26 protein-coding genes are annotated in these 25,036 nt (G+C 46.4%); 10 read left to right on the top strand and 16 right to left on the bottom strand.

The annotated features are described in order from the left end of the window. Positions 1-9: 9 nt before the first annotated feature. A complete protein-coding gene (locus RT717_RS22600) occupies positions 10-1,203 on the top strand; it encodes a lipoprotein N-acyltransferase Lnb domain-containing protein (RefSeq protein WP_317488618.1) in 1,194 nt (397 codons plus the stop codon). On the opposite strand, the gene RT717_RS22595 is transcribed toward RT717_RS22600, so the two are convergent. The 12 genes from RT717_RS22595 to RT717_RS22540 all read right to left on the bottom strand — a co-directional run bounded on the left by RT717_RS22595 (position 1,190) and on the right by RT717_RS22540 (position 10,374). Next, positions 1,190-1,807: a LysE family translocator gene (locus RT717_RS22595; protein ID WP_317488617.1), complete on the bottom strand. Its 618-nt coding sequence runs from the start codon at positions 1,805-1,807 to the stop codon at positions 1,190-1,192. The two genes, RT717_RS22600 and RT717_RS22595, sit on opposite strands and share 14 nt — an antisense overlap. After that, complete coding sequence (locus tag RT717_RS22590) at positions 1,804-2,880, bottom strand: ATP-grasp domain-containing protein (protein WP_317488616.1); 1,077 nt, start codon at positions 2,878-2,880, stop codon at positions 1,804-1,806. The genes RT717_RS22595 and RT717_RS22590 overlap by 4 nt, the downstream gene beginning before the upstream one ends. Before the next feature lie 29 nt (positions 2,881-2,909). Next, the gene (locus RT717_RS22585; RefSeq protein ID WP_317488615.1) at positions 2,910-3,431 is read right to left on the bottom strand and encodes a DinB family protein; all 522 of its coding nucleotides are present in this window, start codon (positions 3,429-3,431) and stop codon (positions 2,910-2,912) included. A 76-nt stretch (positions 3,432-3,507) separates the two neighbouring features. Beyond that, positions 3,508-3,897: a DoxX family membrane protein gene (locus tag RT717_RS22580; RefSeq protein ID WP_317488614.1), complete on the bottom strand. Its 390-nt coding sequence runs from the start codon at positions 3,895-3,897 to the stop codon at positions 3,508-3,510. Between the two features lie 102 nt (positions 3,898-3,999). Next, entirely contained in the window at positions 4,000-4,425 is a 426-nt protein-coding gene (locus RT717_RS22575) for a regulatory protein RecX (RefSeq protein WP_317488613.1), read from the bottom strand. A 47-nt stretch (positions 4,426-4,472) separates the two neighbouring features. Beyond that, on the bottom strand, positions 4,473-4,946 hold the full coding sequence (locus RT717_RS22570; RefSeq protein ID WP_317488612.1) for a YcxB family protein: 474 nt from the start codon (positions 4,944-4,946) through the stop codon (positions 4,473-4,475). 3 nt (positions 4,947-4,949) lie between these two features. Then, positions 4,950-5,813, bottom strand: coding sequence for a carboxylating nicotinate-nucleotide diphosphorylase (gene nadC / locus RT717_RS22565; RefSeq protein WP_317488611.1), 864 nt, complete (start codon positions 5,811-5,813; stop codon positions 4,950-4,952). Between the two features lie 84 nt (positions 5,814-5,897). Beyond that, on the bottom strand, positions 5,898-7,436 hold the full coding sequence (locus tag RT717_RS22560; RefSeq protein ID WP_152001755.1) for a YifB family Mg chelatase-like AAA ATPase: 1,539 nt from the start codon (positions 7,434-7,436) through the stop codon (positions 5,898-5,900). Beyond that, positions 7,436-8,011: a D-sedoheptulose 7-phosphate isomerase gene (gene lpcA / locus RT717_RS22555; protein ID WP_317488610.1), complete on the bottom strand. Its 576-nt coding sequence runs from the start codon at positions 8,009-8,011 to the stop codon at positions 7,436-7,438. Before lpcA ends, RT717_RS22560 begins: the two co-directional genes overlap by 1 nt. Further along, a complete protein-coding gene (locus RT717_RS22550) occupies positions 8,008-8,397 on the bottom strand; it encodes a hypothetical protein (protein ID WP_317488609.1) in 390 nt (129 codons plus the stop codon). The genes lpcA and RT717_RS22550 overlap by 4 nt, the downstream gene beginning before the upstream one ends. An 80-nt stretch (positions 8,398-8,477) precedes the next feature. Beyond that, complete coding sequence (locus RT717_RS22545; RefSeq protein WP_317488608.1) at positions 8,478-10,154, bottom strand: ABC transporter substrate-binding protein; 1,677 nt, start codon at positions 10,152-10,154, stop codon at positions 8,478-8,480. A 64-nt stretch (positions 10,155-10,218) separates the two neighbouring features. Continuing rightward, positions 10,219-10,374: a hypothetical protein gene (locus RT717_RS22540; protein WP_317488607.1), complete on the bottom strand. Its 156-nt coding sequence runs from the start codon at positions 10,372-10,374 to the stop codon at positions 10,219-10,221. Between the two features lie 164 nt (positions 10,375-10,538). On the opposite strand from RT717_RS22540, the gene RT717_RS22535 reads away from it, so the two are divergent. Further along, on the top strand, positions 10,539-12,056 hold the full coding sequence (locus RT717_RS22535; RefSeq protein WP_317488606.1) for a hypothetical protein: 1,518 nt from the start codon (positions 10,539-10,541) through the stop codon (positions 12,054-12,056). 104 nt (positions 12,057-12,160) lie between these two features. Here RT717_RS22535 and RT717_RS22530 read toward each other — a convergent pair whose 3' ends face one another. From RT717_RS22530 to RT717_RS22515, 4 genes are read right to left on the bottom strand one after another with little or no spacing between them, the layout of a single operon-like run. Further along, positions 12,161-13,993: an ABC transporter ATP-binding protein gene (locus tag RT717_RS22530; RefSeq protein WP_317488605.1), complete on the bottom strand. Its 1,833-nt coding sequence runs from the start codon at positions 13,991-13,993 to the stop codon at positions 12,161-12,163. A 47-nt stretch (positions 13,994-14,040) separates the two neighbouring features. Beyond that, positions 14,041-15,741 carry a hypothetical protein gene (locus tag RT717_RS22525; protein ID WP_317488604.1) on the bottom strand — a complete coding sequence of 567 codons (1,701 nt, stop codon included), beginning with the start codon at positions 15,739-15,741 and terminating at the stop codon, positions 14,041-14,043. A gap of 29 nt (positions 15,742-15,770) precedes the next feature. Then, positions 15,771-16,370: an aminotransferase class IV gene (locus tag RT717_RS22520; protein WP_317488603.1), complete on the bottom strand. Its 600-nt coding sequence runs from the start codon at positions 16,368-16,370 to the stop codon at positions 15,771-15,773. Beyond that, positions 16,336-17,319, bottom strand: a complete 984-nt coding sequence (locus tag RT717_RS22515) for an aminodeoxychorismate synthase component I (RefSeq protein ID WP_317488602.1) — start codon at positions 17,317-17,319, stop codon at positions 16,336-16,338. The genes RT717_RS22520 and RT717_RS22515 overlap by 35 nt, the downstream gene beginning before the upstream one ends. Positions 17,320-17,435: 116 nt before the next feature. On the opposite strand from RT717_RS22515, the gene RT717_RS22510 reads away from it, so the two are divergent. The 8 genes from RT717_RS22510 (at position 17,436) to RT717_RS22475 (ending at position 25,032) form a co-directional block, all read left to right on the top strand. Continuing rightward, a complete protein-coding gene (locus RT717_RS22510) occupies positions 17,436-17,684 on the top strand; it encodes a type B 50S ribosomal protein L31 (RefSeq protein WP_152000786.1) in 249 nt (82 codons plus the stop codon). Between the two features lie 79 nt (positions 17,685-17,763). Continuing rightward, complete coding sequence (locus tag RT717_RS22505; RefSeq protein WP_317488601.1) at positions 17,764-18,963, top strand: GlmU family protein; 1,200 nt, start codon at positions 17,764-17,766, stop codon at positions 18,961-18,963. Further along, positions 18,964-20,106 carry a DNA polymerase III subunit gene (locus RT717_RS22500; protein ID WP_317488600.1) on the top strand — a complete coding sequence of 381 codons (1,143 nt, stop codon included), beginning with the start codon at positions 18,964-18,966 and terminating at the stop codon, positions 20,104-20,106. A gap of 2 nt (positions 20,107-20,108) precedes the next feature. Beyond that, positions 20,109-20,552 carry an ATP-dependent zinc protease family protein gene (locus RT717_RS22495; protein ID WP_317488599.1) on the top strand — a complete coding sequence of 148 codons (444 nt, stop codon included), beginning with the start codon at positions 20,109-20,111 and terminating at the stop codon, positions 20,550-20,552. A gap of 22 nt (positions 20,553-20,574) precedes the next feature. Beyond that, a complete protein-coding gene (gene hemC / locus RT717_RS22490) occupies positions 20,575-21,510 on the top strand; it encodes a hydroxymethylbilane synthase (protein ID WP_317488598.1) in 936 nt (311 codons plus the stop codon). After that, a complete protein-coding gene (locus RT717_RS22485; RefSeq protein ID WP_317488597.1) occupies positions 21,507-22,370 on the top strand; it encodes a peptidylprolyl isomerase in 864 nt (287 codons plus the stop codon). The genes hemC and RT717_RS22485 overlap by 4 nt, the downstream gene beginning before the upstream one ends. 3 nt (positions 22,371-22,373) lie before the next feature. Continuing rightward, on the top strand, positions 22,374-23,267 hold the full coding sequence (locus RT717_RS22480; RefSeq protein WP_317488596.1) for an SDR family oxidoreductase: 894 nt from the start codon (positions 22,374-22,376) through the stop codon (positions 23,265-23,267). Positions 23,268-23,568: 301 nt separating this feature from the next. After that, complete coding sequence (locus RT717_RS22475) at positions 23,569-25,032, top strand: glycoside hydrolase family 32 protein (RefSeq protein WP_317488595.1); 1,464 nt, start codon at positions 23,569-23,571, stop codon at positions 25,030-25,032. Positions 25,033-25,036 lie beyond the last annotated feature (4 nt).

Below are 25,036 nucleotides of genomic sequence, written 5' to 3'. Positions count from 1 at the left end.
TTGGCATTAATGAAAAAGCTCGTCTTAATCAGCTTCCTCCTGTTGGGAGGAAGTGGCCTTGCAGAAAGCGTGGCACAAATACCACCCTTTATAAGCGACAGCACCACGGTATCGGTAATGACCATGGGTCCTTCGCAGGTAGAACTGTACACTGCTTTTGGCCACAGTGCATTTCGGGTGCTTGATCATAAAACCGGGATCGACCTGGTGTTCAATTATGGTATCTTCAGCTTCAATCAGCCTAATTTCTACTTAAACTTTGCCAGAGGGAAGCTCCTTTACAAATTGGGAGTTAACCGGTATGAAGACTTCAAGGAGGCCTACATCGAAGAGAATAGGTCGATTGTGGAGCAAAACCTCAATCTGACAGTCAGTGAAAAACACCAGCTGTATGCCTTTTTGGTGGAGAACAATAAGCCAGAAAACAGAGATTACTACTACAATTACATTTACGATAATTGCGCCACTAAAATCAGGGACGTGCTGGAAACGGTTTTCAAAGACCGGATCACGTTTGACTATTCTTACGTCACTGAAGATTTGACTTTTCGTCAGTTGATGGACATGAACCTCGGCCAACAGCCCTGGGGCGATTTAGGTATCGATATTTGCCTAGGCACGGGTATCGATAAGGTAGCCACTGGCTATCAGTACATGTACCTGCCTGAATACATACAAAAGGCTTTTGCTGGGGCGACCATTAAGAGAGGTAATAGCACTGTGTCTCTTGTGAGTGATACTAAGGTGGTGTTTATGCCGATAGAGGAAGGAGAATCGCAGGCCTCATTGGTTACTCCCACCATTGTATTTGTTCTCGTATTTATGCTGGTTGGTTTTTCTACACAGCAAGAGTGGAAGGCAGGAAAGCGGAGAAAGTGGCTCGACTTTACTTTGTTTTTTGTGATCGGGGTAGTGGGAATTCTGTTGTTGTTTTTGTGGTTCGCCACAGATCATATCTCGCAGTACAATTTCAATCTGCTTTGGGCATTTCCGGTGCATGCATTTGTAGCCTTTTATGCATTCAAAAATAGTCCCCCGAATTGGCTAAGCATTTACCTGCTTTCAGCAGCGGTGTTGCTCGCTATAGTGATTGTTTCGTGGAGCTTTTTGCCGCAAATGTTGCACCTGGCGTTGGTGCCAATTATGCTCACGCTGGGTTTAAGAGCTATCTTCTGGAGGAAGAGTGCTTTTAGGGCATCATGAACCAGTTGTAAAAAGAGTAGAGCCCCATCGTGAGAAGAACAATGCCGGGGATTTTGTTGACGGTTTTCCTGTTTTCCACCACCTTCTGGAAGCGGTGCGACAAGTAAGCTACGCTGGCCATTAGGGCAAAGGTGCCTGCTGAAATACCTGCTACGTAAATGAACAGGTCGTATCCTTTGATGACCACTATACTCCGGCTTTGCAGGTAGGCCGTTACTGCCAGCCAGAATGGGATCACCATAATATTAGTCACACCAATGATCAGGCCTTTCCGAAAAGCCCTGGGCGATTCCTCCACAGCTTTTTCTGAGGGGGCCTTGTTTGAGCTCAGCAAACTAGCAATTCCTAAAATAGTTAGGACAATCCCAGACACCAGTTCGAAGTCTTCAGTGAAGGAAGTATTCTCTGTCAGAAAAATATGGAAACGGACAGTGGCAGCGGCATATACAAACTCGACCAGACTGGCTGCCAGACCGAACCTCAGCCCGAGGGATCGGTGCCCGTGCAGTCCGTACTGAAGTACACTGACGTTGATAACACCGGGGGGAATCGATCCGAGGTAACTGCAAACAAAACCAACTACAAATAGCCAGAGTAGATTCATTCACTCTCTTTTAACCGATTGTAGGCTTTGACTTTTTTGATGAAACGAAGCCCTTCTTTAAACGACGTATACGGCTCCCCCAATCGGTGATTTTGGATGGCAATATTACACAAAACATTCAAATGATGGAGAATGTCTCTATAGCCTTTCCAAATAGACCTGCCCGGGTGGTAAATATGGCCTGGCTCGGCACCGGCACCATTCAATTCCAATATTTTGAAGTTGATGCCCTTTTCCAGTTCATCGTATGATTGGCAGCGGAGGTCAAACCTGCCAAAATGGAAGCCAGAAATGGCGTCGGCGATTTGGTCAAATTGGGCCTCCATCTTTTCCGTCACTTTTCCGGTGTCGTCCAAAAAAGTCGTGCCTCTGCAGTGATTACCAATTGGCTCAACTTCGATGGTTTCACCTTTACCAGGTACTGAGTTCATTTTTTCTGGATACTTTTCTTCGAAGTCGTTGATATAAAGACGGGCTCTCAGATTGGACTTCAGCAGGCTGCGGACGGTGGTTTTGCCATCGCCAGTCACCGCCATCAGGCCCTTTCGGGTGATGGACGAAATGCGGCCTTTTTTGGCCCCGGGAAACCTGTAGTAGAACAGCCCCAGCTCAATTGGGTACGGAACGTAGGCCTGAGCCAGAAAATCGACCTTGACGCTCCTCAAATACTGCTCAATGTCAGCCAGGGAGTCGATTTTTTTCACCATCCAACCCCTTTCGCCGATGTCCGGCTTGAGCAAAATTGGGTAGGTGAGCCTAGTTGCTTCCATCCAGCTGGTAATGTCCGTGGCAGAAGAGGAAGGAGGGAAGCACTTTGTCGTGGGGATGTATTTTTCCGGGATGAGGTTAAAAATGTCTCCTTTTGATTCGCCAAGCATCCCGCCAAATTCGATAGTTGGATTGGCCGCCGAAAAGAAAAAAACTGATCGGGCCCTGACAGCCAGAAAAGCGTAGTAAACGAAGACGGGAAAGTAGACGACATTAAATGGCCAGAATTCCCAATGGAAGAGCTTCATAAAGAAAGTCACTTCAAACAGCTTTCTTTTGAATAGCTGCCAGCTGCTTTGACGCATACTACTGAAATAGGTGATGATGAAGAATCTTAGTTACTCGCTTGTCTGCTTCGAATGGTACTACTGGCCACGCCAAAGTCTTCAGGCAGCTGCACGTAACTGCAAAACTCGTTAATCGCCACCCTTATCAACGCCATGTGGTGAATAGCATGTTCAATATTGTAGACCAATTCACGAAGGTAGTTGGAGGGTATGCTTACCATTGCTTCCCGGTCAGCCTGTCGGTCTGTTGATCCAAAATCTGCTTCAAGATTCAGCGCAGAATTTTCTTTATGGGATTTTACAAAGTCTCCAATACTCCTCAGGACTTGCCGGGCAAAGTCCATGTCGTCTTCAATCATCTTGTCTCTTCTGCGGTTGTCATAATTGACCACACCGCTGGGAGTGCCGTCCATGAGGCAGATAAAGAATTCTAGCGTGTGCCTTACATGCTGGCCAATAGTTGAGTTGTTGAGAAGTTTAACCGGGCGTGAGTAGTCTTCAGGCTTTAGTTGAACGATTACATCATCAAGCTGAGACAAAACGTTTCCTGTCGTGGTTATTAGGTTCATATATGCTGGGTATCCGAACAATAAAAATACTTACCGATCATTTAACATACGGTCAAATGAAGGACAAAAGGTCAATTCAGAACAAATTTTTTAAAATAGGGATATCATTCTTACGATCTAAAACAGCCACCAGGCTAGCAAGAAATACAATGACAGCATAGGCAAACAACAGGCCACCATCTCCCTGCACCTCGATGCCCAAAAACGCAAAGTGGAAGAACAAGGCTCCGGCCATTAGCCCCATCCCAAGCAGGCCGCCAAGCCAGTAGATTTTTGGGATGAGTAAAAGCACTGATGCAACAAGTTCCATGCAGCCTACCATGTACCTGCCCCAGGGTTCCATTCCGATGGTGCTGAATATATAAATGGACTCTGGTGCACCCGAAAATTTAAAATACAGTGTTTGGAGCATAATTATTGCGGCCACTATCCGCAAAATTATAACTCCGGCCTTCCTGATTTTCATGAGACTTCATTTGAGTGAATAACTCAACAGTTTACGGGAATCAGGATGAATTTAATCATTCTGATTGAAAAAAAGACGGGCTTTAGTCAAATACGAGACAATTCAAGGCAACGCTTGAATAGTTTTCCAAACGAGATCAGACTCGAAGCCACGCTGTAGAAGAAATCGGGCAATTTTGTTGTTACGGTCTGCCGTGCTGGTTGAGCGGGTATCTTTGAGCTTTCTGGTGGCTAAAGTAGTAATCAGTTGTTGGTAGTCTTCTTCGTCTATTTGTTCGAGGCCTTCTTCAATGATGGCACTATCCACCTGCTTCATCCTCAGCGCATAGCCGATCTTAATCCTGCCCCACTGATTTAATTTGAACTTGTCGTTGGCAAAGGCTCTGGCATACCTGGCCTCATCCAGAAAACCTTCTTTTTTCAGCGTTGCTACGATGTGGTTCTTGTCATCATCAGACAAAGCAGCGCTTCGCAATTTCAAGAGGATATCAGAAACGGCACGTTCCTGCATGGAGCAATAATGTGCCATCTTCGACAAATGCGGTTTTATTCTTTTTTTGTCTGCTTCAGTCAAAGCTATTTGACAAGGCCTTTTCTTTTCAGAATGGTTTCCACAAACTTCACCTCATTCTCGGTGTTAAAAACCTTGAACGGTAGATGAATAATTTGCGCTTTGTTCACAAACAGTGTAAAGGCGTCTTTTTTGACTTGCGCCCGGGAGATATTTTCCCATTTCATTGGCATCCCCTGCTTGGTATTTATTTTGATCAGGATCTGTCGGCTGTCAATTTCATAGCCCAGTTTGTCAAAAAGAATTTTGAATTGCTCCATTTGAGTGGCGCCAGCAAACTGAATCAGCCAAAACAGTATATACAGTACAAGTGCAATGGTAGAGCCAATGAACCACCACCAGCTGGGTAGAAAAAACACTGGCAGATTGAGGCCGACATAGATGAGGGAAACCCACCATTGCTGCTTTAACACGCTCCAAAGAGCAATTTTTATATAAGTATTTTTTGGAAGTTGATACTTCTTGGTTTTTACGATCATGAATTATTCTATTACTACTTTCAAACTTAAATCCAGGCTTTTATAAGAGTGCGTGAGTGCGCCAACCGAAATAAAATCAACCCCGGTTTCTGCTATCTCTTTTATTGTCTTTTCGGTTATTCCTCCGGAAGCTTCCACTTTGGCTTTTCCGGCGATCAAAGCTACTGCTTTTTTCATTTCTGTGGTGCTCATATTGTCGAGCATGATAAAATCGACCCCGCCTTCTGCCAAAACTTCATTAACTTCTGCCAGGCTTCTGGTTTCAACTTCAATTTTAAGGTCTTTTCCTTCCTCTTTCAAGTAGCTCCTGGCGGAATGAATAGCTGGACCGATGCCCCCGGCCATATCGATATGATTGTCCTTGAGCATTATCATATCGTAAAGGGCGAAACGATGGTTCTTGCCGCCTCCGATTTCAACTGCCTTTTTCTCCAGCAACCGGAAGTTCGGTGTGGTTTTTCTGGTGTCCAGCAGCTTAGCCTTTGTATGCGAAATCATGCTACTTAAACTATTTGTGTAGGTGGCAATTCCACTCATTCTTTGCATGCAGTTGAGCACCAACCTTTCTGTGGTTAGGATCGACCGGGCACTTCCCATTAGCTCAAAGGCTATGTCGCCTGCCTTCACCGTTGAGCCATCTTCAATGTGCTGGATAAACTGAAGAACGGGATCGTATTTGTGAAAGATAAATTTTGCCACGTCCATTCCGGCTATAATGCCGTCGTCCTTCACCAGAAGCCTTGCTTTGCCTTGCTTTGTCGCAGGCACAGTGGAAAGGGTCGAGTGATCACCCTCACCGATGTCTTCCGCCAGGGCATTTTCCACAAGTGCGTTGAGTTGCGTGTAAAAGAAGTCCTCCTGTTTCACGTCGCAAAAATAGACAACCGATTTTTATTTAGTGGGGAATGATCGAAAATCTTGGTTAATATTTAACCAGTAGTTGACCGCAAATTATCCAGCCCAGCCCTCTCTGTCCAAGCTCCTGTACTGAATAGCTTCGGCGAGGTGTTCGATCCTGATTTCCTCGGTGCCAGCCAGGTCTGCAATAGTTCTCGACACTTTAAGAATACGGTCGTAGGCCCTGGCCGAAAGGCCCAGCCGCTCCATGGCAGTCTTGAGTAGCTTTTTCCCTGCTTCGTTGATCTGGCAAATGTCTTTCACCATCGGGGGTGGCATCATTGCATTGCTGAAAATGGTGGGGTGATCTTTGAACCGTTCGGTTTGGAGCAGCCGTGCGCTGATCACCCTTTCCCTGATTTGCGTGCTTGTTTCCGCTTGCCGGTCTGCGGTCATTTCGTCAAAGGAGACAGGCGTGACCTCCACATGCAGATCAATCCGGTCGAGCAATGGGCCGCTGACTCTGTTAAGGTAGCGCTGTACTGTGCCAGGTGGGCACACGCATTCCTTCTCAGGGTGATTGTAATAGCCACAGGGGCAGGGGTTCATGCTGGCCACCAGCATAAAGTTGGCGGGAAAGTCGATGGACACTTTGGCCCTGGAAATGGTTACCCGTCTCTCTTCCAGTGGCTGCCGCATTACTTCCAGCACGGTTCGTTTAAACTCCGGTAGTTCGTCAAGAAACAGTACACCATTGTTCGCCAACGAAATTTCACCCGGCTGGGGAATGCCACCTCCTCCAACAAGTGCAACGTCAGAAATGGTGTGGTGCGGTGAGCGAAAAGGCCTTGTAGCTACAAGTGAAGCATGAGCCCCAAGCTTTCCGGCGACAGAATGAATCTTGGTTGTTTCGAGGGCCTCGTGAAGGTTCAGCGGTGGCAGGATTGAGGGAAGCCGTTTGGCCAGCATGGTCTTGCCTGCCCCCGGAGGGCCAATCATGATCACATTGTGGCCGCCAGCAGCGGCAATTTCCAATGCTCTTTTGATATTCTCCTGTCCCTGCACCTGAGCAAAATCTGCCTCATACCCATCATAGGTATCTTCGAAAATGCTTCTTGTATCTTTTTTTAGCGGTTCAATTTCAAGCCTGCCCTCCACAAACTCAATGGCTTCATTGATCGTCTCAACCCCAATAATATCAAGCTTATCGACGATGGCTGCTTCAGAGGCATTTTCCTTTGGCAGGATGAAACCTTTAAATCCTTTCTTCCGAGCCTCAATGGCAATCGGTAAAACGCCTTTGATGGGTCGCAGCAGGCCGTCGAGTGAAAGCTCACCCATGATGATGTACTGCTCAAGCGCTTCTGTAGTTAGCTGGCCCGATGCCTTTAGAATGCCCAGGGCGATTGGCAGGTCGTAGGCGGAGCCTTCCTTTTTTATGTCGGCTGGAGCCAGGTTCACTACTGTTTTTATCCTTGGCATAGAATAGCCAAAGTATTTAATGGCCGATTCTACTCGCTGCTCACTCTCTTTAACGGCATTGTCGGGCAGGCCCACCATAAGAAACTTGGTGCCGGCGCTCACATTTACCTCAACGGTAATGATAGAGGCGTCTACTCCATATACAGCGCTTCCAAAGGTTTTTGCCAGCATCAGTACCCCAATTTCTTTTCAATGAGAAGAATAAAAATATGAATGACTTTGATGTGGATTTCCTGAATCCTGTCAGCAAAGCCAAAATGCGGCACTCTTATTTCCACATCGCCTGCGTTGGCTAGTTTACCACCATCCTTTCCGGTGAGCAAAATAATGCGCAATCCCTTTTCTTTTGCCTTGGCAACCGCTTCGATGATGTTTTTGGAATTGCCGCTAGTTGAGATACCCAGCAGCACATCGCCCGGCTGTCCAAGCCCCTCAATATATCTTGAAAAGATGTAGTCAAAGCCGTAATCATTGCCCACGCAGGTAATATGGGTAGGGTCGGAAATTGAAACCGCTGGAATTGAGGGCCTGTCTCCTCTGTACCTCCCGCTTAGTTCTTCAGCAAAATGCATGGCATCCGACATTGAGCCACCGTTCCCGCAAGAAATTATTTTTTTTCCTTCCAAAATGCTCGTTACCATCAGGTCAACGGCCTTTTCGATGCTTTGAGCAGTAGCAGGGTCTGAGAGAAACCTTTCAAGAAGTTGATGAGCTTCTTTAAGCTCATTCTCGATCAATTCTTTCATTTTTCGTCGGAAGAGCTTGGTTGCGTTGTGGTAATCGACGGAGGAGTGGTCTTTTGCTCCCTGTCGTAAAGTTTTGCCTTCAAATCGTTAACCTCCCCTTCAAGACGGGCAATCTTTCTTCTAAGGAAAAGCTTCCCAAAGAAGTCAGAGAAAAGTATCAGGAAGCTAAATACAACAGCAAGGATGGTGAATATCTGGAACGATCTGAAGTAAGTTTCTAGAAACGAGATCACACCGAAATAACCTCCGAATGTTTCTTTTAAATAAAGGTAGAAGGCATCTTCAGTGGCGTCTGGCACTTTCAGAAGTTTAACGCAAAGGTACAGGAGCATCAGAGCGTAAAGGACGTAGACCAGATAAAATATATACCTAAAGCGTTTAAGCATTATTTTTCGATAACTAATGAGGCTAAAATGTAGTTAGAATGAGTGAGTAAACAAAAAAACGATATACTTCAATTTCAGAACTAACGTGTCTGGTAGAACCCAACCGGATCGTACCCAGGACGATAGTAGCTAATGTTTAAACGAGGAAATTTCTTCGACGTTGCTATGAGGCTTTGTTCAAAATAAAGAAAGACTATAGGTCGCTCTTCGTGCAGAATTTGTTGCAATTTTTTCAAATGAATGGCCATCTCTTCTCTGGAGGTGGATAAGATGGCCTTTTCAATTTCCTGGTCGCTTTCATCCGTTCCGAAGCCAGAAAAATTCATTTTACCCGGAGCAGCCGACGCAGTGTGGAACAGCGGCGAGTAATCATAGGCCCGTGGCGAGCCAACAAATGAATAGAGCACAGCTTCGAACTGGTGCGATCGCAGCCTTTTTAAAAGAGTGCCTGACTCCTCCGGCGCCAGGTTTACCTGCACGCCTATTTTCTTTGCCTCGCTTTGCACAATCAGCGCTATTTTTTGATAATCTGGATTTGTGCCGTTGTAAGTGAGTTCGAAGTCAAGTGTTTCTCCAGCGTCATTCTTCCAGTTATTTCCGTCGAAGTTCCATCCTGATTTTTCAAGTAGGGCCCTGCTTTGGTCTGGGTTATAGGCGTAGGTGCTTATGTCGGCGTTGTACAGATCCGATAAAACCGGATGTACCGGCCCGACAGTAGGCTCAGCATAACCAAGGCGGACTGCGTCGATGATGCCCTGAACGTCGATAATATGGGAAAGAGCAATTCTCACGTCCTTGCTGCTAAATTTTGGCTGACGGGTATTAAAGCCAAAAAACACAAACTTGAACCCGGCTAGCCTGAAGAGATTTAGAGTGTTTGAGGTTTTGTTAAAAGCTTCCAGCTGAACAAACTCGGTGGCAGGAATCTGGGTAATAACGTCTACTTCATTGTTTTGCAGCGCAAATCTGGCGGCCGTGGGATCAGTTATCATCACATAGTTGATCCTGTCAGCCAACTGAAACTGCGAGGGCAGCTTTTCTTTGTCTGTTTCGCTCAGCGTAAGGCTAATGCTTTGGTCAGGATAGTAGCTCTCGATTTGGTAAGGGCCAGAACCTTTAAAATACACAGAATCGAATGGGGCAATGCCATTGAAAGCGTCGAAGTATTTTCTTACATCATCTGGTGCGTTTTCTTCATTGAAGGTGCTTATCTCGTCCAAACTATAAGCTCTCAGCACTTTTTGGGGGTCAAAAATGTGTTCGGGCATAACAAGGAAATCTCCGGCTACTGACCTGCTATATTCCGGGTTGCCATACGTTTCGAGCTGAAAAAACCGGGCGTTGGAAGAGTCTCGGTAAAAAGCTTTGATGGCATCTAAATGAAAGCTTCCTGAAGAAATGCCGCTTCTGAGCCTGCATTTATTGAGTTTTAAGGTAAAAAGCACGTCTTCTTTTGACACAGGAACGCCATTCACCCATTTGGCTGAGCTCTTTAGTGTAAAGCCAAATAAACTAATTGTGTCATTTATAGCTATTTTTTCAGAAAGTTCCGCTAAATTTGAGACTATCTTATCCGTCGAATCTCTTTCGCTTAAAAATTGAAATATAATCCCATCGAACTCGTTTGTTTTGATGGGCGAAAAGCTTTCTGGGAAGCTATTGATTTGGATCCTTAATTGCGAAGGATAATCAATCTCCGAAGTACATCCAGTTAGAAAGAGTAGAGAGTAACCTAATAACCTTAGTTTCTGATTCATAAAAAAAGCCCCTCAAAGAGGAGCTAATTTAAACCTGAGAAATGATTATTAGTAGTTTATTGGATTATTTTCCACCGCCTCCCCAAGTATCGTCTCCGCCATCCGTTTTAATGATGTGGAGTGATTTCTTAGCCTTTTTTGAAACGTGGGAAGTGGTTGTTTTAGGAGCAGAAAAATAAAGTCCTAAAGATAGAATCATAAAGAAAACATACTGTGCCATAGGTCAAGCGATTTAAATGTTTAAAATTGTATGGCACGAAGATGTGGCTGTGCTTTGGAAAAAAAACTGACACTTTGTAACTTGACGTAACTATAACAAAAAGTAGTTCTAGTAGTGTAAATATTAACCTAGTGAGTATTTAGCAAGTAAGTAATTGCATTGAAATGGAGGAGATAAAAAAATTAGTGCGGATTATAACAACAAGAGTAAAGAAGAACGTTTCGCTGATTGATGTTATTAGCCACGATGAAAACCCGAGCAAAGAGCAGCAGTTGTTTAACGGGATTCAAAAAGGGCTGTATAATACAGATGATGAGGCCTCTTTAGGCATGTATGAATCGGATTCCACCGACCAGCGCTTCCGAATGCTCAAGTCACGACTGCGGTACAAGCTCTATAATTTGCTTTATTTTGTTGACTTCAACGACTCTAAAGTAAATATCGGATTCCCGTATGAGCAGGAGTGCCACAGTTACATATTCCGAGCGAAAGTATTGTTTAAAGAGGGTGAATATGATTTGGCTGAGAAGCACGTGAATAAGGCACTTGCCATCTCCAGAGAGTCGGAATTTACAGAGTTGACTTTATCTGGACTTAGGATGTTGAGGTTGATTTATTCAGAGTTGTGTCGGCCCAATCACCTCAGAAAGACCCTGGGCAGAATTAAGAAGTATGAAGAATTGCTCAGAATAGAGGAAGAAGCCGAGAGTATCTTCTGCATGAAGAAATTGCAACTTCAAAAGTCAGTTCATTCCAGAAAGACTCACCTCGACTCGACGTTGAAGTCGGTGCAACAATTGAAGAGTCTTTGGGAGAAAAGTAAGTCATTTAATGTATTTGAAAGGTACTATAGGCTGAAAATCAGATCGAATGAGCTACTCGGTGAGTTCGAGGGTATTCTTGAAATTACCGGTGAAGCCGAACAGATGGTGAAGAGTGGTACTGTTAATCCGCTTAGGTTTGATATGAGGTATAATGTTTTCATCAAAACATATGCATATCTCAGAGCGAAGGATTACAAAAATGGCATGATCTACGCCAAATCGGGGTTAGAACATATTGGTCGTTCATCCAGGAATTGGTTTTCTCATATGGAGAACTATTTTTTAATGGCATTACACAGTGGCGATTACGTGTTAGCGGAGGACTTAATTGGGCAAGCTTATCGTAACCCTCACATGGAAAAGATTTCGCAAAGAGCAAAAGAGAGGTGGGAGCTGTACAAAGCCTACTTGTATTTCCTTATGCCAAATAGGGACGTGGAGGATGTGCTCGATTTCTCCAAAATTTACCAGAAGCTACCCTTTTATACCCAAGACAAGCAGGGGCTCATGGTCGCCATTATGATCCTGGAGTTTATCGATCTGATGAAGAAAGATAAACTTGATATTGCGCTCACCAAATTGCCAAACACAGAAAAGTATATTTATCGCTACCTCAACGAAAACCCGGAAAGCCAGCGTGAGAAGCTGTTCCTTAAGCTGATCACCATTATGGTGGAAAGCAGCTTTAATCCAACCGTAGCTGCCAAGAAGGGAGAAAAATATTTCAATAGGCTGAAAGGCACGCCAGAACCTGGTGATGCATTTGCAGAGATAGAAATTGTGCCTTACGAACAACTATGGGAAATGATGCTACAAAATATGGAGCATTCATTTGTCAAGCTGGACTTCGGCAGGTAGATGAAACTTTGATTAGGTCGATGCTTGTCATATGTTGATATGACAATATAACCCTGCTGGCTCTGTCAGCAGGGTTTTTATTCTTTTAAACTCAGGTAGATTTTCTAGAACGACTGCATTTCGATCAGCCTCGAATAGAGACCAGCTCTGGCAATCAACTCATTGTGGGTTCCCTGCTCGGCGATTTGTCCATTCTGCAATACCACGATAAGGTCAGCATTTTGTATCGTGCTCAGTCTGTGGGCAATCACTACCGACGTGCGGTTTTTCATCAGGTTGGTAAGGGCCTCCTGCACCAGCTTCTCCGACTCCGAATCAAGTGCCGAAGTAGCCTCGTCGAGAATCAGGATTGGTGGATTTTTGAAAATAGCCCGTGCAATGCTCAGTCTTTGCCGCTGACCACCGCTGAGTTTCACGCCTCTGTCTCCTATTTCTGTATAATACCCTTCGGGCATTTCAGCGATAAACTCATGCGCATTGGCGATTTTGGCCGCAGCTATTACTTTTTCCTCATCAGCATCGGCTACGCCAAAGGCGATATTATTCAACACCGTGTCGTTAAAGAGAATGGACTCCTGGGTTACAATGCCCATCTGCTTGCGGATGGAGTCCATGGTGTAGGAGGTGAGAGGCTTCCCATCGATGCACACTTCCCCTTCGTTGGGGTCGTAAAACCTCGGTATAAGGTCGGAAAGAGTGGATTTTCCGCCTCCGGATGGGCCGACAAGTGCTACTGTTTTTCCTTTTGGGATACTTAGGTTGATGTTTTTCAGTACCAGCTCTTTTTCGTAGGCAAACGAAACGTTTTTAAATTCGATTGACGTGCTGAAAGATGGAAGTACTGTGGAACTCCGGGCGTCAGTAATGGCCGACTGCGTATCGATAACCTCGAAAATTCTTTCACCGGCAGCCAGCCCCCTTTGGATATTACTGAAAGAAGACGACATAGCCTTTGCCGGGGGTAATATTTGGGAAAATATGATAAGGAATGCAAGAAACTCTGAGGGGGTAAGGGTGGAGTTGTCCTGCAGGATGAGGTTGCCACCAACGAGAAGGATTCCGGCGACGACTGAAACGCCGAGAAATTCCGAGATCGGCCCTGCCATTTCATACCTTCTGGCAATAGACACATTCTTTCTGGCGTAGTATTGAACCTCTTTTATGAACTTTTGGAACACAAACCTGGTAGCGGTGAACGCCTTGATAATCCGAATGCCGCCGATGCTCTCATCAAGGATGTTGTTGATATTTCCAAGTGCTTGCTGGCTTTGATGTGCCCGCTTTTTGAGTCGTCTGGCAATGCCGGCGATGAGGCCACCGGAGATGGGTAGCAGCAGCATGGTGTATAAGGTGAGTTCCACAGACATGCTGAATAGCACAGCGAAATAGCCTATGATCATGGCTGGCTCTTTGAAAAGCACCTTCAAAGTGCTCACCACCGAGTGTTCAACTTCTTGCACATCATTGGTAACACGGCTGGTGATGTCTCCCTTTCTGCGCTCTGTAAAAAAGCTGACTGGAAAAGAGAGAATGCGTTCATACACCAGGCTACGGAGGTTTTTGATGACCAGCGCCCTTATTTTTGCCAGCATTACCGCAGACAGATATCTGAATAAATTGGCGAGAAACACGGAAACTACAATGACTGCGCAAACAAATTTCAAGGCGCCGGTTTTTCCAGCGGTGTCGATAAAACCAGAAAAATGATAATAGAAAAGGGATTTGAAATAGTCGACGCTGATCGTGAACTCGGGTAGGCGTTTAAGGTTCTCCAGCTTCTCCGGCTCTATCTGATCAAAAAGTATTTCGAGCAGTGGGATGAGCACAGCAAAGTTCACCAGACTGAATACGACCTGGAGAATGGTGACCAGTATATAAGTGGGAATAAACTTCCCGAAAGGGCGGGCAAAAGAAAGAAGTCTGAAATAGGTTTTCATTCAACTACGTGAAGTGAGGGCGCAAAGGTAGAGTCTAATGCTGTCAATTAGAAATAATGATGTTTTGTGTCGGTATTGAGGCGGATGCCAAAACCAAAGAACTGATCATTTTTACGCAGCGAAATACTTTCTTGTTGCTCTTTGCGGTAAATGAATCTGGCATCAATGAAAAGATTGTGGAGCAACTGATAGCTGGCCTGTAAGCCCACAAGGTTGATTTTTGTAGCCACTCCCTGGCCTGTAAAGTTTCCAAATTCTCGCTCGAAGGTAGCATAGGGCAGTAGCGGATTTCGGCCCCAGTTCGAAGCGAGCGTATCTTCTCCCTGGGAGGCCAGCATTGCTCTGGCGGTAAGTTGGAGCTTCCCAAGGGGTTGGTATCGAAGCACAGCCACCCATTCTTTGAAATTTGCTCCCAGCGGGTTGGCGAGCGGCTGTCGGTAGTGCGTGAAGCTGGTGTAGCTGCTTTGGTGTGCATAGGTATAGGGCCGTGCGTAGTTGTGTTCAAGCTGAAGGTCGAGATTGGAGACGTTGGCCACATCCACCCATTTCAAACCAAGTTGATAGGCGTATTTGTTCGACCACCAGCCTGTCTTGTTTTTCAGGTTGGTAAACGATAGTTCGTCCAGCAGAAATTGTCCGTAGGCTGAAAAGTGGTGCGCAAAATTCCATTTGGCGTCAAAACCAACAAGTACGTTATCGGGGCTGCCCAGCTGCTGTTCGAGCCCTCTGTAGAAGATAAACGGGTTAAGATAGTTGGGATCGAACGAGCCGGTTCGTAACGAGTCTTCAGGCGAAAACATCACAGCCTCAAAAAGGCCAACGTTGAAGTTTTTGGTGACTTGCCAGTTGAGCTGGTGCATCACCAGGTTTTTGTTGGGGAACTCCTTAGTGCCCAGCAACCCGTCGTTGTAGTAGAATACATCTGCCTTGAGACGGGCGATAACATTAGTATAATTGAACTTCCAGATCTTCGCATTGAACCGAAGGAAAAAATAGTTGTTCGAAAAGTCGGAAAGAAACATCGACCGCATGCCGTTGCCCACGAAGAGCTTATCATGCCCAGCCTGCAAGTGGATGTGTTTTGTGGGACTAAAAGTTAAATAACCATTGGCGGTAATGTAGTCGGTTCCGGCTTCACCAAACCGCTTCCAGAAACCTTCGTTGGGCACCACATGCCAGCGGTCGATCCATCGCTGTGTGTAGGCCGGAAACACTGCCTGATTCTCGGTGAGGTAGGTATAAAAGCCCAGTTTTTCATCGATTCTGCCCCGAACCACTATGCCACGTGTATTGATAAATGGCGTTGAGGGAGAATTTGCGTCGTGCCCCACATCAAATTGAAAAACAGGGCTGACGTGAAGATCAATACCATCTTCCTGCACATGAAAGGCGTCGGACGGTGTTCTGTAGAAATACTTCAGAATAGGTTTTTTGCTTTGGGGCGCTGCTTCCAGACTGTCGGCAAAGAACTCCCAGTTGTCCTGTCGCAGATATTTTTCATTGAACTTGTCAGACGAGCTCTCGAAAACACCAACGTTGGACACCGAATCGACAAACGCAGCTGCCGACTGGCGCAGTGTTGGCTTGAAAGAGCTGAAATAGCCATCGTGCATCTTTCCGCTTTTGATCTCGTACCGGTCAAGCAGGTGGTAGTAGTCGCTCCACAACGGCACATTGGCGCTTTGGGCAAATGACTCGGTTTGGGCCAGGCAAAATAAAAGGAAGACGAATGCTAAGTTTTTTTGCATGCAGCCGCTAAAATAACAGGTTTATCTGGTTAATAAATGAGCCGACTCGCTGGTAGCACAATTGTGCCCGGATCCAGCATGGCGTTGATGAGTGTGACGGATTCAAAGAATTTAATGTCGCTGAGCTCGATTTTTCGTTCGGAGACCAGACCTTTTTCAAGTAGAGATGCTCGTTTGGTACCGGCTAGTAAGGGCTCATCAGGAGTGTACCATTTGTCTCCATCCCAAAAGCAAACATTGGCGTAGCTACAGTCGGTAAGTAAGCCATTTTGAGCGATCAGTATGTCATCTGTAGCGCCTCTTTGGCTAAAAAGCGTATTGATAGCTGACCGGTCGGCATACTTATGACGGTAGTCGAGGCGGTTTGCTTCCACTACCGTTATCGATTGGATTGGTCTGACAGAGTAGGGCGCTATTTCGACTTTGTCAAGCTCTTCACCATAAATTACCCTCGCCTTATAAATAGTGGCTTTGTCAAGTTGGGAGGTGTTGAGTATTTCCTGAAGGTTGATTGGTGGCAGCTGCATACCAAAAACTTCCAGCCGACTTGCATCGAGCCGCCGCTGGTGCCATGGCAGGTTTTGGGGTTGCCCGTTAGCTATTTTGATAGACTCCAATAGTAGGCACATACACCTTGTCGATTAGTTCCTGATATTCTTGCTGCACCTGGCTTTGCGCTGTGATGCCTCCACCGCTTCGGTAAAAAAGCTGATCACCGATCTTTTCTATGTACCGGATCAGTACGCAGCTGTTCAAGCTGACCCCATCAAAGTATCCTGCGACACCAGTATAGTAGCCTCTTTTTTCACCCTCAGCTTCCTTTATGATCTGGCAAGTCATTGGCTTCGGAGCACCGCAAATAGAGCCGGCAGGTAACAGTTCCGTTATAATTTCTCCCAGATTTGATTCATATCCACTTGGCAATCTGCCGGCAATTTTTGAACTGGTTTGAAGCAGGTGCTTGCCATTGGTGCGAATTTCTTCCGTATACCTGAATTTTTCCACCCGCACGTCGTGGCTCACCCTGCTCAAGTCGTTTCTCAGTAAATCCACTACTGTCACATGTTCGGCAAGCTCCTTTGGGTCGTTGAGCAGTCTGGTTGCCGCCCCAGGCAAATCGGCGTCTATGGTGCCCTTCATGGGGCAGGTTTCGATGATGTTTCCTGAAATTCTCACGAAAGTTTCTGGAGAAAAAACCACCCACTCGTCTTTGTAGAGGATTTTGTATTTGGCAGATGAGGCGTGATAGATGTCGGAAAGGCTAGCCGATGTAATGAGCTCAGTTTTGGCAGTAAGATTCACTAAAAATGAGTTGCCGACTTGTAAATGCTGGAAAACCTGATCAAATGCCCTTTGATATGTTTCAAACGCCGGATATACTTTTTCGGCGTGAACAGGGGTAGCTTCTTTTTTCGGGTGATTGGAAAACCCTTCGAAGTTGAACAGGATATTTTCGTCAATGAGTGAGGCAATGTCCCAAACCTGTGGGTTGTGTAGCTCAAAGTCGACCACAAAAAAGAATGGAACCCTATCTTTCCCCTTCTTGTTGACCAATTCTATGAATGTGGATAGACTCAAATGACTGATTATTAAACTTCAAAGGTAAATATTTGGCGTTCACAATTGGAGCAAAAAAAAGCTTTTGTTATATTTGCCGTCCGATTTAGGAATCAGTTCCTTAAAAGACTTTCAAAATGAGAAAAGACATACATCCAGAATACAGAGAAGTGGTATTTCAGGACACTTCAAGCGACTATTCTTTCATTACTCGCTCGACAATGAACTCTGAGGAGACCATTAAGTGGGAAGATGGTAAAACATACCCGGTAGTGAAAGTGGAAGTGAGCTCAGCTTCACACCCTTTTTACACAGGTAAGAAACTGTTTGTGGATACTGCTGGCCGTGTTGAGAAATTCAACAAGCGCTATGTAAATAAGAAATAAGCAAAACACTTCTGAAAAGAAGTTTGTGCAAAAAGTCTTTAGGATGCTTAGTTCCTAAAGACTTTTTTATTTTTGCGCCATGAATATTATTCTCTTCGACGATCCTATTCTGCGCCTCCAGCTTTTACCCTTCACCTATACCCGCCCTTTGGCAGACATACGGATAGGTATATTAAAGGTGAATGAGAAGTGGCAGAAGCTTACCGGACACAAAGTGTCGTTTCTCACGGAGAATTATCTGTCTGCGAAATTTCCTTCCCACTTTGCATCTGACAATTTCTATATAATCGGTGCCTTGTGCCCCACCGAATCGCTTGTAGAAGCTATTATTAACCTTGGTGAAAACGAAGGGCTGATGGTTGGCGATTACCTCGCTGCTTTTCATTCGTCTGATCAAATACCATACAGTGAGCTTGCCAGCTTAACGCCGAAGAAAAAAGTGGTTTTTGAAGGCGAGGCTCATTTGATTGACCGTCCGTGGCGGATTTTTCAGTGGAATGGTGTGCAAATTCGCAGCGACTTCGACTTAATCACTACGGGCCGGATTTCTGAGGACATTACCGACCCATTTACCCGGGTTTACAATCCTGAAAATGTTTTCATCGAGCCGGGAGCTTCTATTAAAAGTGCGATCATCAACGCTGAAAATGGCCCCGTTTATATAGGAAAGAATGCCCAGGTAATGGAAGGAGCCATGATAAGAGGGCCCTTTGCCATGGGTGAGCAGTCGATTATTGGCATGGGAGCAGCTATCCGTGAAAACACCACCGTAGGGCCCTACTGCAAAGTAGCAGGCGAAGTTTCCAATGCGGTGTTTTTTGGCAACAGTAACAAAGGCCACGACGGCTACCTGGGCAACGCTGTTTTGGGCGAGTGGTGCAACCTCGGGGCTGATACCAATGCCTCCAACCTCAAAAATAATTATGCCAATGTGAAAGTCTGGAGCTTCGCAGATGAGGCCTTCGTTGATTCCGGGTTGCAATTTTGCGGCTTGCTAATGGGCGACCACTCCAAATGTGGCATTAACACCATGTTCAACACAGGGACGGTAGTTGGGGTAAGTGCCAATATTTTTGGCGGCGGCTTCCCCAAGTCTTTCGTTCCCTCGTTTGCCTGGGGTGGCTCGGAAGGCTTCACCACCTACCGAATTGAGCAGGCGCTTGATACCGCCAGCAGAGTACTGGAGAGAAGAAAGATGCCATTGGATGAAACAGAAAGAGCGATATTGCTGGAAGTATTCGAAAGGTCAGCTAAATTCAGGTCGTGGGAGGAAGAATAGATGCAATTTAGAGACATACCAGGGCTAATAGAGGAGAAATCGAGGCTGATTGCCTCGGTGCAAAAGAACCACATGGCGCATGCTCAGCTTTTTAACGGGCCGGAGGGCAGTGCCAACCTTTCTTTGGCCTTGGCCTTTATTACTTACATCAACTGCGACAAACCAGGTGACACCGATTCGTGTGGTGCATGCCCATCATGCAGCAAAATGGCTAAGCTGGTTCATCCCGACGTCACTTTTGCTTTTCCCATTGCAGACATTCCCAACAAAGACTTCAAGGAGGTGGTTTGTAAAAACTACCTCAAATGGTGGAGGCCTTTTCTGGTGGAACAGCCCTATGGCAATCTGCTGGACTGGACTCGCCATTTTGGAGCGGAGAGCAAGCAGGCTATTATTTACAGAGAAGAAAGCCGGCAAATTATCAGCGCCCTGTCGTTGAAAGCTTTTGAGGGCAGATATAAAGCCATGCTCATCTGGCAACCCGAAAAAATGAATATTCAGGCGGCCAACGCCTTGTTGAAGATAGTAGAAGAGCCGCCTGAAAACACCTTTTTCTTCTTCATTTCCAACAACTATGAAGCCATCATTAACACCATTATCAGTCGAACGCAACTGGTAAGTGTCAGAGGCTTTACCGACGAGGAAGTGGCGGACTACCTTGTAAAAACGGCCGAGGTGGATGCAGCAAAAGCGCAGTCGGTGGCCCGGCTGGCTGCCGGCAACATGAACCTTGCATTGAGCCTGCTCAACGAGGTTGAAGACGAGTCAACAACGATTTTCAGAGAGTGGATGCGGATTTGCTGGTCATCCGATTTTGAGGGTATGGCTGGCCTTACTGATAAGTTCAACGGCATGTCGAAAATGGCTCAGAAAAGCCTGCTGGAATACGGCCTGACCGTTTACAGAGAGTCGCTCATTGTCAAGGCTGGTGAGGCCAGCTTACAGAGAACGATGCCTCACGAAGAAGAGTTTGTCAGCAAATTTGCCAAGTCGATATCTCTGCCCACCATTGAATTGGCTGCCAGGCTGCTAAACGATTCTATTTACCACCTTGAACGAAATGCGAATCCCCGGATTCTGTTTATGGATTTATCACTCCAAATGGCCGGGCTTTTAAGAACCGGAGAGCTCCAATATCAATGAGAATGAAGAGCAGCTATACCATTGGGAGAAATGACATTATTGACTTACCGGAGTTGGATCTTTTCAATATAAAAGCCAAAATAGATACCGGTGCTTTCACTTCTACTTTGCACTGTTCCAGAATTAAGGTAATTGACAAAGAGGGTACGCCAACAGTCAGCTTTCAGATTTCGGGAGCTACAATTGGAAGGAAGGGCAGCACTAAATTTGAGACAAGTGATTTTACCCAGCGGAAGATCAAAAGCTCAACCGGACACATCGAAAACAGAGTGATCATCAAAACACGCCTGGTGTTGTTTGGCAAAAAGTTCAGAACAGAATTCTCGCTGACTGATCGTTCAGGCATGAAATTCCCAGTACTTTTGGGACGCAAGTTTTTGAAAAAAGGGTTTGTGGTGGATGTGCGGGAAGAAAATCTTTCTTATAAAATGAAGATCGCACAGTAGAGAAAAATTAAAGCTAGTTGTTGTGGAGAAAATAAAAATAGGAACCAGAGGAAGTTTGCTTGCTATGTGGCAGGCTGAGCACATTGCTGAGCTTTTGAACAAAGCAGGCCTTGCTACTGAGCTGGTAACCATCGAAACCAAGGGTGATAAAGTGCTCGACGTTTCTATAGCCAAAATTGGCAGCAAAGGGGTTTTTACTGAGGAATTGGAAGAACAGCTGGCCAGCGGAAGTGTGCACATCGCTGTTCACAGCGCCAAGGACTTGCAGTCGACGCTGCCCAGGGGTTTTGAAATTATCGCCTTTACTGAGCGGGAAAGAGTCAACGATGTACTGGTAAGCCACAAAAAAGGCATTTCGCTCGAAGACAGAAAAACGCCGATTGTGGTCGGCACGTCTTCCACCCGGAGAGTCGCCGTGCTGAAGCACTATTTTCCACATATAAAAACGGTGGAGGTGAGGGGAAACCTTCAAACCCGCTTTCGCAAAATGGAAGAAGGCCATTGTGATGCACTGCTGCTGGCGTACGCTGGTGTGCACCGCATGGGACTTGCCGATAAAATTGCTCAGGTGCTTGATACAGATTTGTTTGTACCGGCTGTCGGTCAGGGCTCGGTGGCTGTGGAGGCCAGCTCCAGTCTGGATCCAGCTATCAAGAAAGCCATTAGAGATGCTGTTAACCACGACCGCACCGCAGCCAGGCTCATAGCCGAGCGGGCTTTTTTGGAAACGCTGGAAGGAGGCTGCAGCATTCCGGTATTTGGACTGGCTACTTTACATGAGGACAGGCTTAAGATCAAAGGGGGTATCATCAGCCTGAATGGAAAAACGATTGTGCAGGACGCTGTTACAGGAAAAGTTGCTGACGCACGGGCGCTCGGCAAAAAGTTGGCAGAAAGACTTCTTGACAAGGGAGGAGATGCTATATTGAAAGAGATTAAAATGCAACTTAAGAAATGAGCAGAGTGAAGCAGTTATTTTGGGGGCTGTCGTTGGCGGTGTTGATTACATCCTGCCGTGGAAACAAGGACTATCTTGTGACAATACACACGTCGTACGGCGACATGAAGGCGGTATTGTATGACGAGACCCCACAGCACAAGGCTAACTTTTTGAAGCTGGCTGAGAGTGGTAAATACGACAGCACAATTTTCCACCGGGTCATGGAGAATTTTATGATACAGGGAGGTGATATCAATCGCAAAAAGCCCCGGGATAAAAAAGAGCCGGAGTATACTGTCCCTGCCGAGTTTGTACCCAGATATTTTCATAAAAAAGGCGCATTGGCTGCGGCCAGGCAGCCCGACGAAGTTAACCCGGACAGGGCCTCAAGCGGCAACCAGTTTTACATTGTGCAGGGAACGGTTTATGAATCGGAGGAAGCCCTGAAAGTAGACCAGGAAAAGCTGGGAATGGCCATCAGAAAGCTGCTGGAAGATTCTACGCAGGTGGAGGTAAAGAACAGACTGACTGAGCTTTACATGGAGGGAAGGAAGACGGGAAATTTTGATGCCTATACAGCTGAGGTGCAGAGTCTGGTTCCGCTCGTTAAGGAAAAGATCACTACTGATATCTACACTGAGAAAACTTTCTCACCTGAAAGGGTAGAGGCTTACACAACGATAGGCGGGGCGCCCCACCTCGACGACGAGTATACCGTTTTTGGCCAGGTGGTGGAAGGACTAGATGTTGTCGATAAAATTGCCGCAGTCAAAACCGTGCAGACCGTACCTGCTGTTGAAGTATATATGACAGTAGAAGTGGAGGAAGTGTCCAAGAAGGAGCTGACCAAAAAATACGGCATTCAATACAAAGAATAAGCTATGTCTATACTGATCACCGGAGCTAACGGCCTGCTGGGTCAAAAGCTGGTTGTACTTCTTAGAGAAAAAGGCGAGGACTTTCTTGCCACCGGGAGAGGGGCCAGCAGGATTCCACTCGAAGGTATCCGGTACCAGTCAATGGATATTACCAACGCTGCGGAGACGTTCAAAGTCATAGCTACTGAAAAGCCGGAAGTGGTCATTCACACCGCCGCCATGACCAACGTGGATCAGTGCGAGACCGACAAGGAGGGCTGCTGGTTGCAAAATGTAACGGCGGTAGAAAATATAGTAAAAGCCTGCGAGGCCAGCGGCGCATTTCTTTTGCATCTTTCTACGGACTTTATTTTTGATGGGGAGGATGGCCCGTATGACGAAGAGGCCAAAGCTAACCCGGTGAGCTACTATGGGGATAGCAAGTTGGCAGCTGAAAAGGCTGTGATGGCTGGCAGAATAGACTGGGCCATGGCCCGTACCGTGTTGGTGTACGGCATTGCTTTCGATATGAGCCGGAGCAACATTATTTTGTGGGTGAAGAAAAGCCTTGAGGAGGGCAAAACAATCAACGTGGTGAACGACCAGTGGAGAACCCCCACGCTGGCAGAAGACCTGGCCATGGGCTGCTACCTTATTGCGAGGAAGAAGGCTAAGGGCATTTTTAATATTTCTGGCAAAGACTTCATGAGCCCTTATCAAATGGCCATTGCCACGGCCGACTATTTTGGTCTTGACAAGTCCCTGATCAATGAAACGGATGGCTCAAAATTCAGCCAGCCAGCCAAGCGCCCGCCTAAAACTGGTTTTGTGCTGGACAAGGCAAAAGAGGTGCTGGGTTACAATCCTCACAGCTTTGAAGAGGGGATAGCCGTGTTGGCGGAGCAGCTCAAAAAATAGACGGCGATTTTTAAAGCCGCGGCAACCCCCCCTTTTTTCCTAGCATTTTATTGTGTATGTATTCTAGTGATCAAATGGCATGTCGCACTACCCCGCCAGCTTCTCATTTGGCAACGACTTCCCGATACAGATTTTGCAAAAAAAGTAGGCGGGAGCCTCGAAGCCATTCGAAACTTTCATGAAAATGGCTACTTATTTCAGTATCTTCTCGTAAAATTGGATATTGGCACTTATGAAAGCCATTCAAACAACTGCCCTGTTATGCGTGTTCCTGTACCTGTCAGCGTGTCAAAGTAAGCCAATGAAAGAACCTCACGTAAAGCTCTATCAGGAAAAATTCCGCCCTCAGTTCCACTTCTCGCCTGAAGCCCACTGGATGAACGATCCTAACGGGATGGTGTATTATGAGGGTGAATACCACTTGTTTTATCAGTATTACCCGGACAGCACCGTTTGGGGGCCTATGCACTGGGGGCACGCCGTGAGCCCTGATATGGTCAAGTGGGAACATTTGCCTATTGCCCTTTACCCGGACAGCCTCGGCTATATCTTTTCGGGCAGTGCAGTGGTTGACTGGGACAACACGGCTGGTTTTGGCACTGAGGACAACCCTGCCATGGTAGCCATTTTTACCTACCACGATGCAGCGATGGAAAAAGCGGGCAAAGAGGATTATCAATACCAGGCAATAGCTTTTAGTCTTGACAAAGGGCGTAGCTGGACTAAGTATGACGGAAATCCCGTGCTGCCCAACCAGGGAATTCGTGACTTTCGTGACCCCAAGGTGAGCTGGAATGCTGCGGCCGGGAAATGGATCATGACGCTGGCAGTTGCTGACCATATCAGCTTTTACAGCTCGCCCGACTTGAAGAACTGGGCTTTCGAAAGTGATTTCGGCAAAGAATTAGGAGCGCATGGGGGTGTTTGGGAATGCCCCGATCTTTTTCAACTGGAGGTAGAGGGTAGTAATGAAGAAAAATGGGTGCTGCTGGTGAGCATCAATCCCGGCGGGCCCAACGGCGGGTCGGCCACACAGTATTTTGTGGGAAGTTTTGATGGCAAACAGTTTGTGCCCGATGAGGAAATACCGACTACAAGGTGGGTAGACCAGGGCACCGACAATTACGCCGGCGTCACCTGGTCGGATGTGCCTGCTGAAGATGGGAGAAGGCTTTTCCTTGGGTGGATGAGTAACTGGCAATATGCACAAGTGGTGCCTACCGAAGCCTGGAGAAGTGCTATGACTTTGCCAAGAGAACTTAAGCTAAAGCAGGTCGGAAGCGAGGTTGTGTTGATCAACTTCCCGGCAAAGGAGGTTGGAAACATTGTTGGCAGTGGGAGGTCGTTCCAACCAGAAAATGGTCAGATCATTGAGCTTACTGATGCTCTTGTGGCGATTGACTTGGCGCTGGATGGCACCAGCTTCGATGGCCTTTCGATCAGCCTGGGCAACGATGCCGGTGAGGTGGTGCTGATTGATTTTTCAGATTCAGTGGTTTCAATCGACAGGTCAAAATCTGGTCTCGTAGGTTTTGAAAAGGGCTTTGCTGCTACTCACGTTGGGAAGCTCCTTAGCGGCACTCGCCCAGCCTCGATTCGGATATTTGTCGACACTGCGTCGCTGGAGATTTTTATCAATGAAGGTGAGCTGGTACTGACTGAGCTGGTTTTTCCAACACAACCTTACGATAAGCTTACGGTGGGCTGGCAGGGAGGTGCTGTAGTGAAAAATGTAACCCTCAGCAAAGTGGAAGCTATTTGGTAGCACC

Origin of the sequence: Imperialibacter roseus (assembly GCF_032999765.1) — a bacterium.
Classification (GTDB): Bacteria; Bacteroidota; Bacteroidia; order Cytophagales; family Cyclobacteriaceae; genus Imperialibacter; species Imperialibacter roseus.
This window is presented reverse-complemented; position numbering and strand designations above follow the sequence as displayed.

What these genes read in the sequence shown, in the direction of transcription:
- RT717_RS22595 (WP_317488617.1), bottom strand. Translation starts at nt 1,807, where the DNA reads ATGAATCTACTCTGGCTATTTGTAGTTGGTTTTGTTTGCAGTTACCTC.
- RT717_RS22475 (WP_317488595.1), top strand. Translation starts at nt 23,569, where the DNA reads ATGAAAGAACCTCACGTAAAGCTCTATCAGGAAAAATTCCGCCCTCAG.
- RT717_RS22580 (WP_317488614.1), bottom strand. Translation starts at nt 3,897, where the DNA reads ATGAAAATCAGGAAGGCCGGAGTTATAATTTTGCGGATAGTGGCCGCA.
- RT717_RS22505 (WP_317488601.1), top strand. Translation starts at nt 17,764, where the DNA reads ATGAATATTATTCTCTTCGACGATCCTATTCTGCGCCTCCAGCTTTTA.
- RT717_RS22500 (WP_317488600.1), top strand. Translation starts at nt 18,964, where the DNA reads ATGCAATTTAGAGACATACCAGGGCTAATAGAGGAGAAATCGAGGCTG.
- RT717_RS22600 (WP_317488618.1), top strand. Translation starts at nt 10, where the DNA reads ATGAAAAAGCTCGTCTTAATCAGCTTCCTCCTGTTGGGAGGAAGTGGC.
- RT717_RS22485 (WP_317488597.1), top strand. Translation starts at nt 21,507, where the DNA reads ATGAGCAGAGTGAAGCAGTTATTTTGGGGGCTGTCGTTGGCGGTGTTG.
- RT717_RS22540 (WP_317488607.1), bottom strand. Translation starts at nt 10,374, where the DNA reads ATGGCACAGTATGTTTTCTTTATGATTCTATCTTTAGGACTTTATTTT.
- RT717_RS22480 (WP_317488596.1), top strand. Translation starts at nt 22,374, where the DNA reads ATGTCTATACTGATCACCGGAGCTAACGGCCTGCTGGGTCAAAAGCTG.
- RT717_RS22510 (WP_152000786.1), top strand. Translation starts at nt 17,436, where the DNA reads ATGAGAAAAGACATACATCCAGAATACAGAGAAGTGGTATTTCAGGAC.
- RT717_RS22525 (WP_317488604.1), bottom strand. Translation starts at nt 15,741, where the DNA reads ATGCAAAAAAACTTAGCATTCGTCTTCCTTTTATTTTGCCTGGCCCAA.
- RT717_RS22535 (WP_317488606.1), top strand. Translation starts at nt 10,539, where the DNA reads ATGGAGGAGATAAAAAAATTAGTGCGGATTATAACAACAAGAGTAAAG.
- RT717_RS22550 (WP_317488609.1), bottom strand. Translation starts at nt 8,397, where the DNA reads ATGCTTAAACGCTTTAGGTATATATTTTATCTGGTCTACGTCCTTTAC.
- RT717_RS22585 (WP_317488615.1), bottom strand. Translation starts at nt 3,431, where the DNA reads ATGAACCTAATAACCACGACAGGAAACGTTTTGTCTCAGCTTGATGAT.
- RT717_RS22530 (WP_317488605.1), bottom strand. Translation starts at nt 13,993, where the DNA reads ATGAAAACCTATTTCAGACTTCTTTCTTTTGCCCGCCCTTTCGGGAAG.
- RT717_RS22575 (WP_317488613.1), bottom strand. Translation starts at nt 4,425, where the DNA reads ATGGCACATTATTGCTCCATGCAGGAACGTGCCGTTTCTGATATCCTC.
- RT717_RS22520 (WP_317488603.1), bottom strand. Translation starts at nt 16,370, where the DNA reads ATGTGCCTACTATTGGAGTCTATCAAAATAGCTAACGGGCAACCCCAA.
- lpcA (WP_317488610.1), bottom strand. Translation starts at nt 8,011, where the DNA reads ATGAAAGAATTGATCGAGAATGAGCTTAAAGAAGCTCATCAACTTCTT.
- RT717_RS22560 (WP_152001755.1), bottom strand. Translation starts at nt 7,436, where the DNA reads ATGCTGGCAAAAACCTTTGGAAGCGCTGTATATGGAGTAGACGCCTCT.
- RT717_RS22570 (WP_317488612.1), bottom strand. Translation starts at nt 4,946, where the DNA reads ATGATCGTAAAAACCAAGAAGTATCAACTTCCAAAAAATACTTATATA.
- RT717_RS22590 (WP_317488616.1), bottom strand. Translation starts at nt 2,880, where the DNA reads ATGCGTCAAAGCAGCTGGCAGCTATTCAAAAGAAAGCTGTTTGAAGTG.
- RT717_RS22495 (WP_317488599.1), top strand. Translation starts at nt 20,109, where the DNA reads ATGAAGAGCAGCTATACCATTGGGAGAAATGACATTATTGACTTACCG.
- RT717_RS22545 (WP_317488608.1), bottom strand. Translation starts at nt 10,154, where the DNA reads ATGAATCAGAAACTAAGGTTATTAGGTTACTCTCTACTCTTTCTAACT.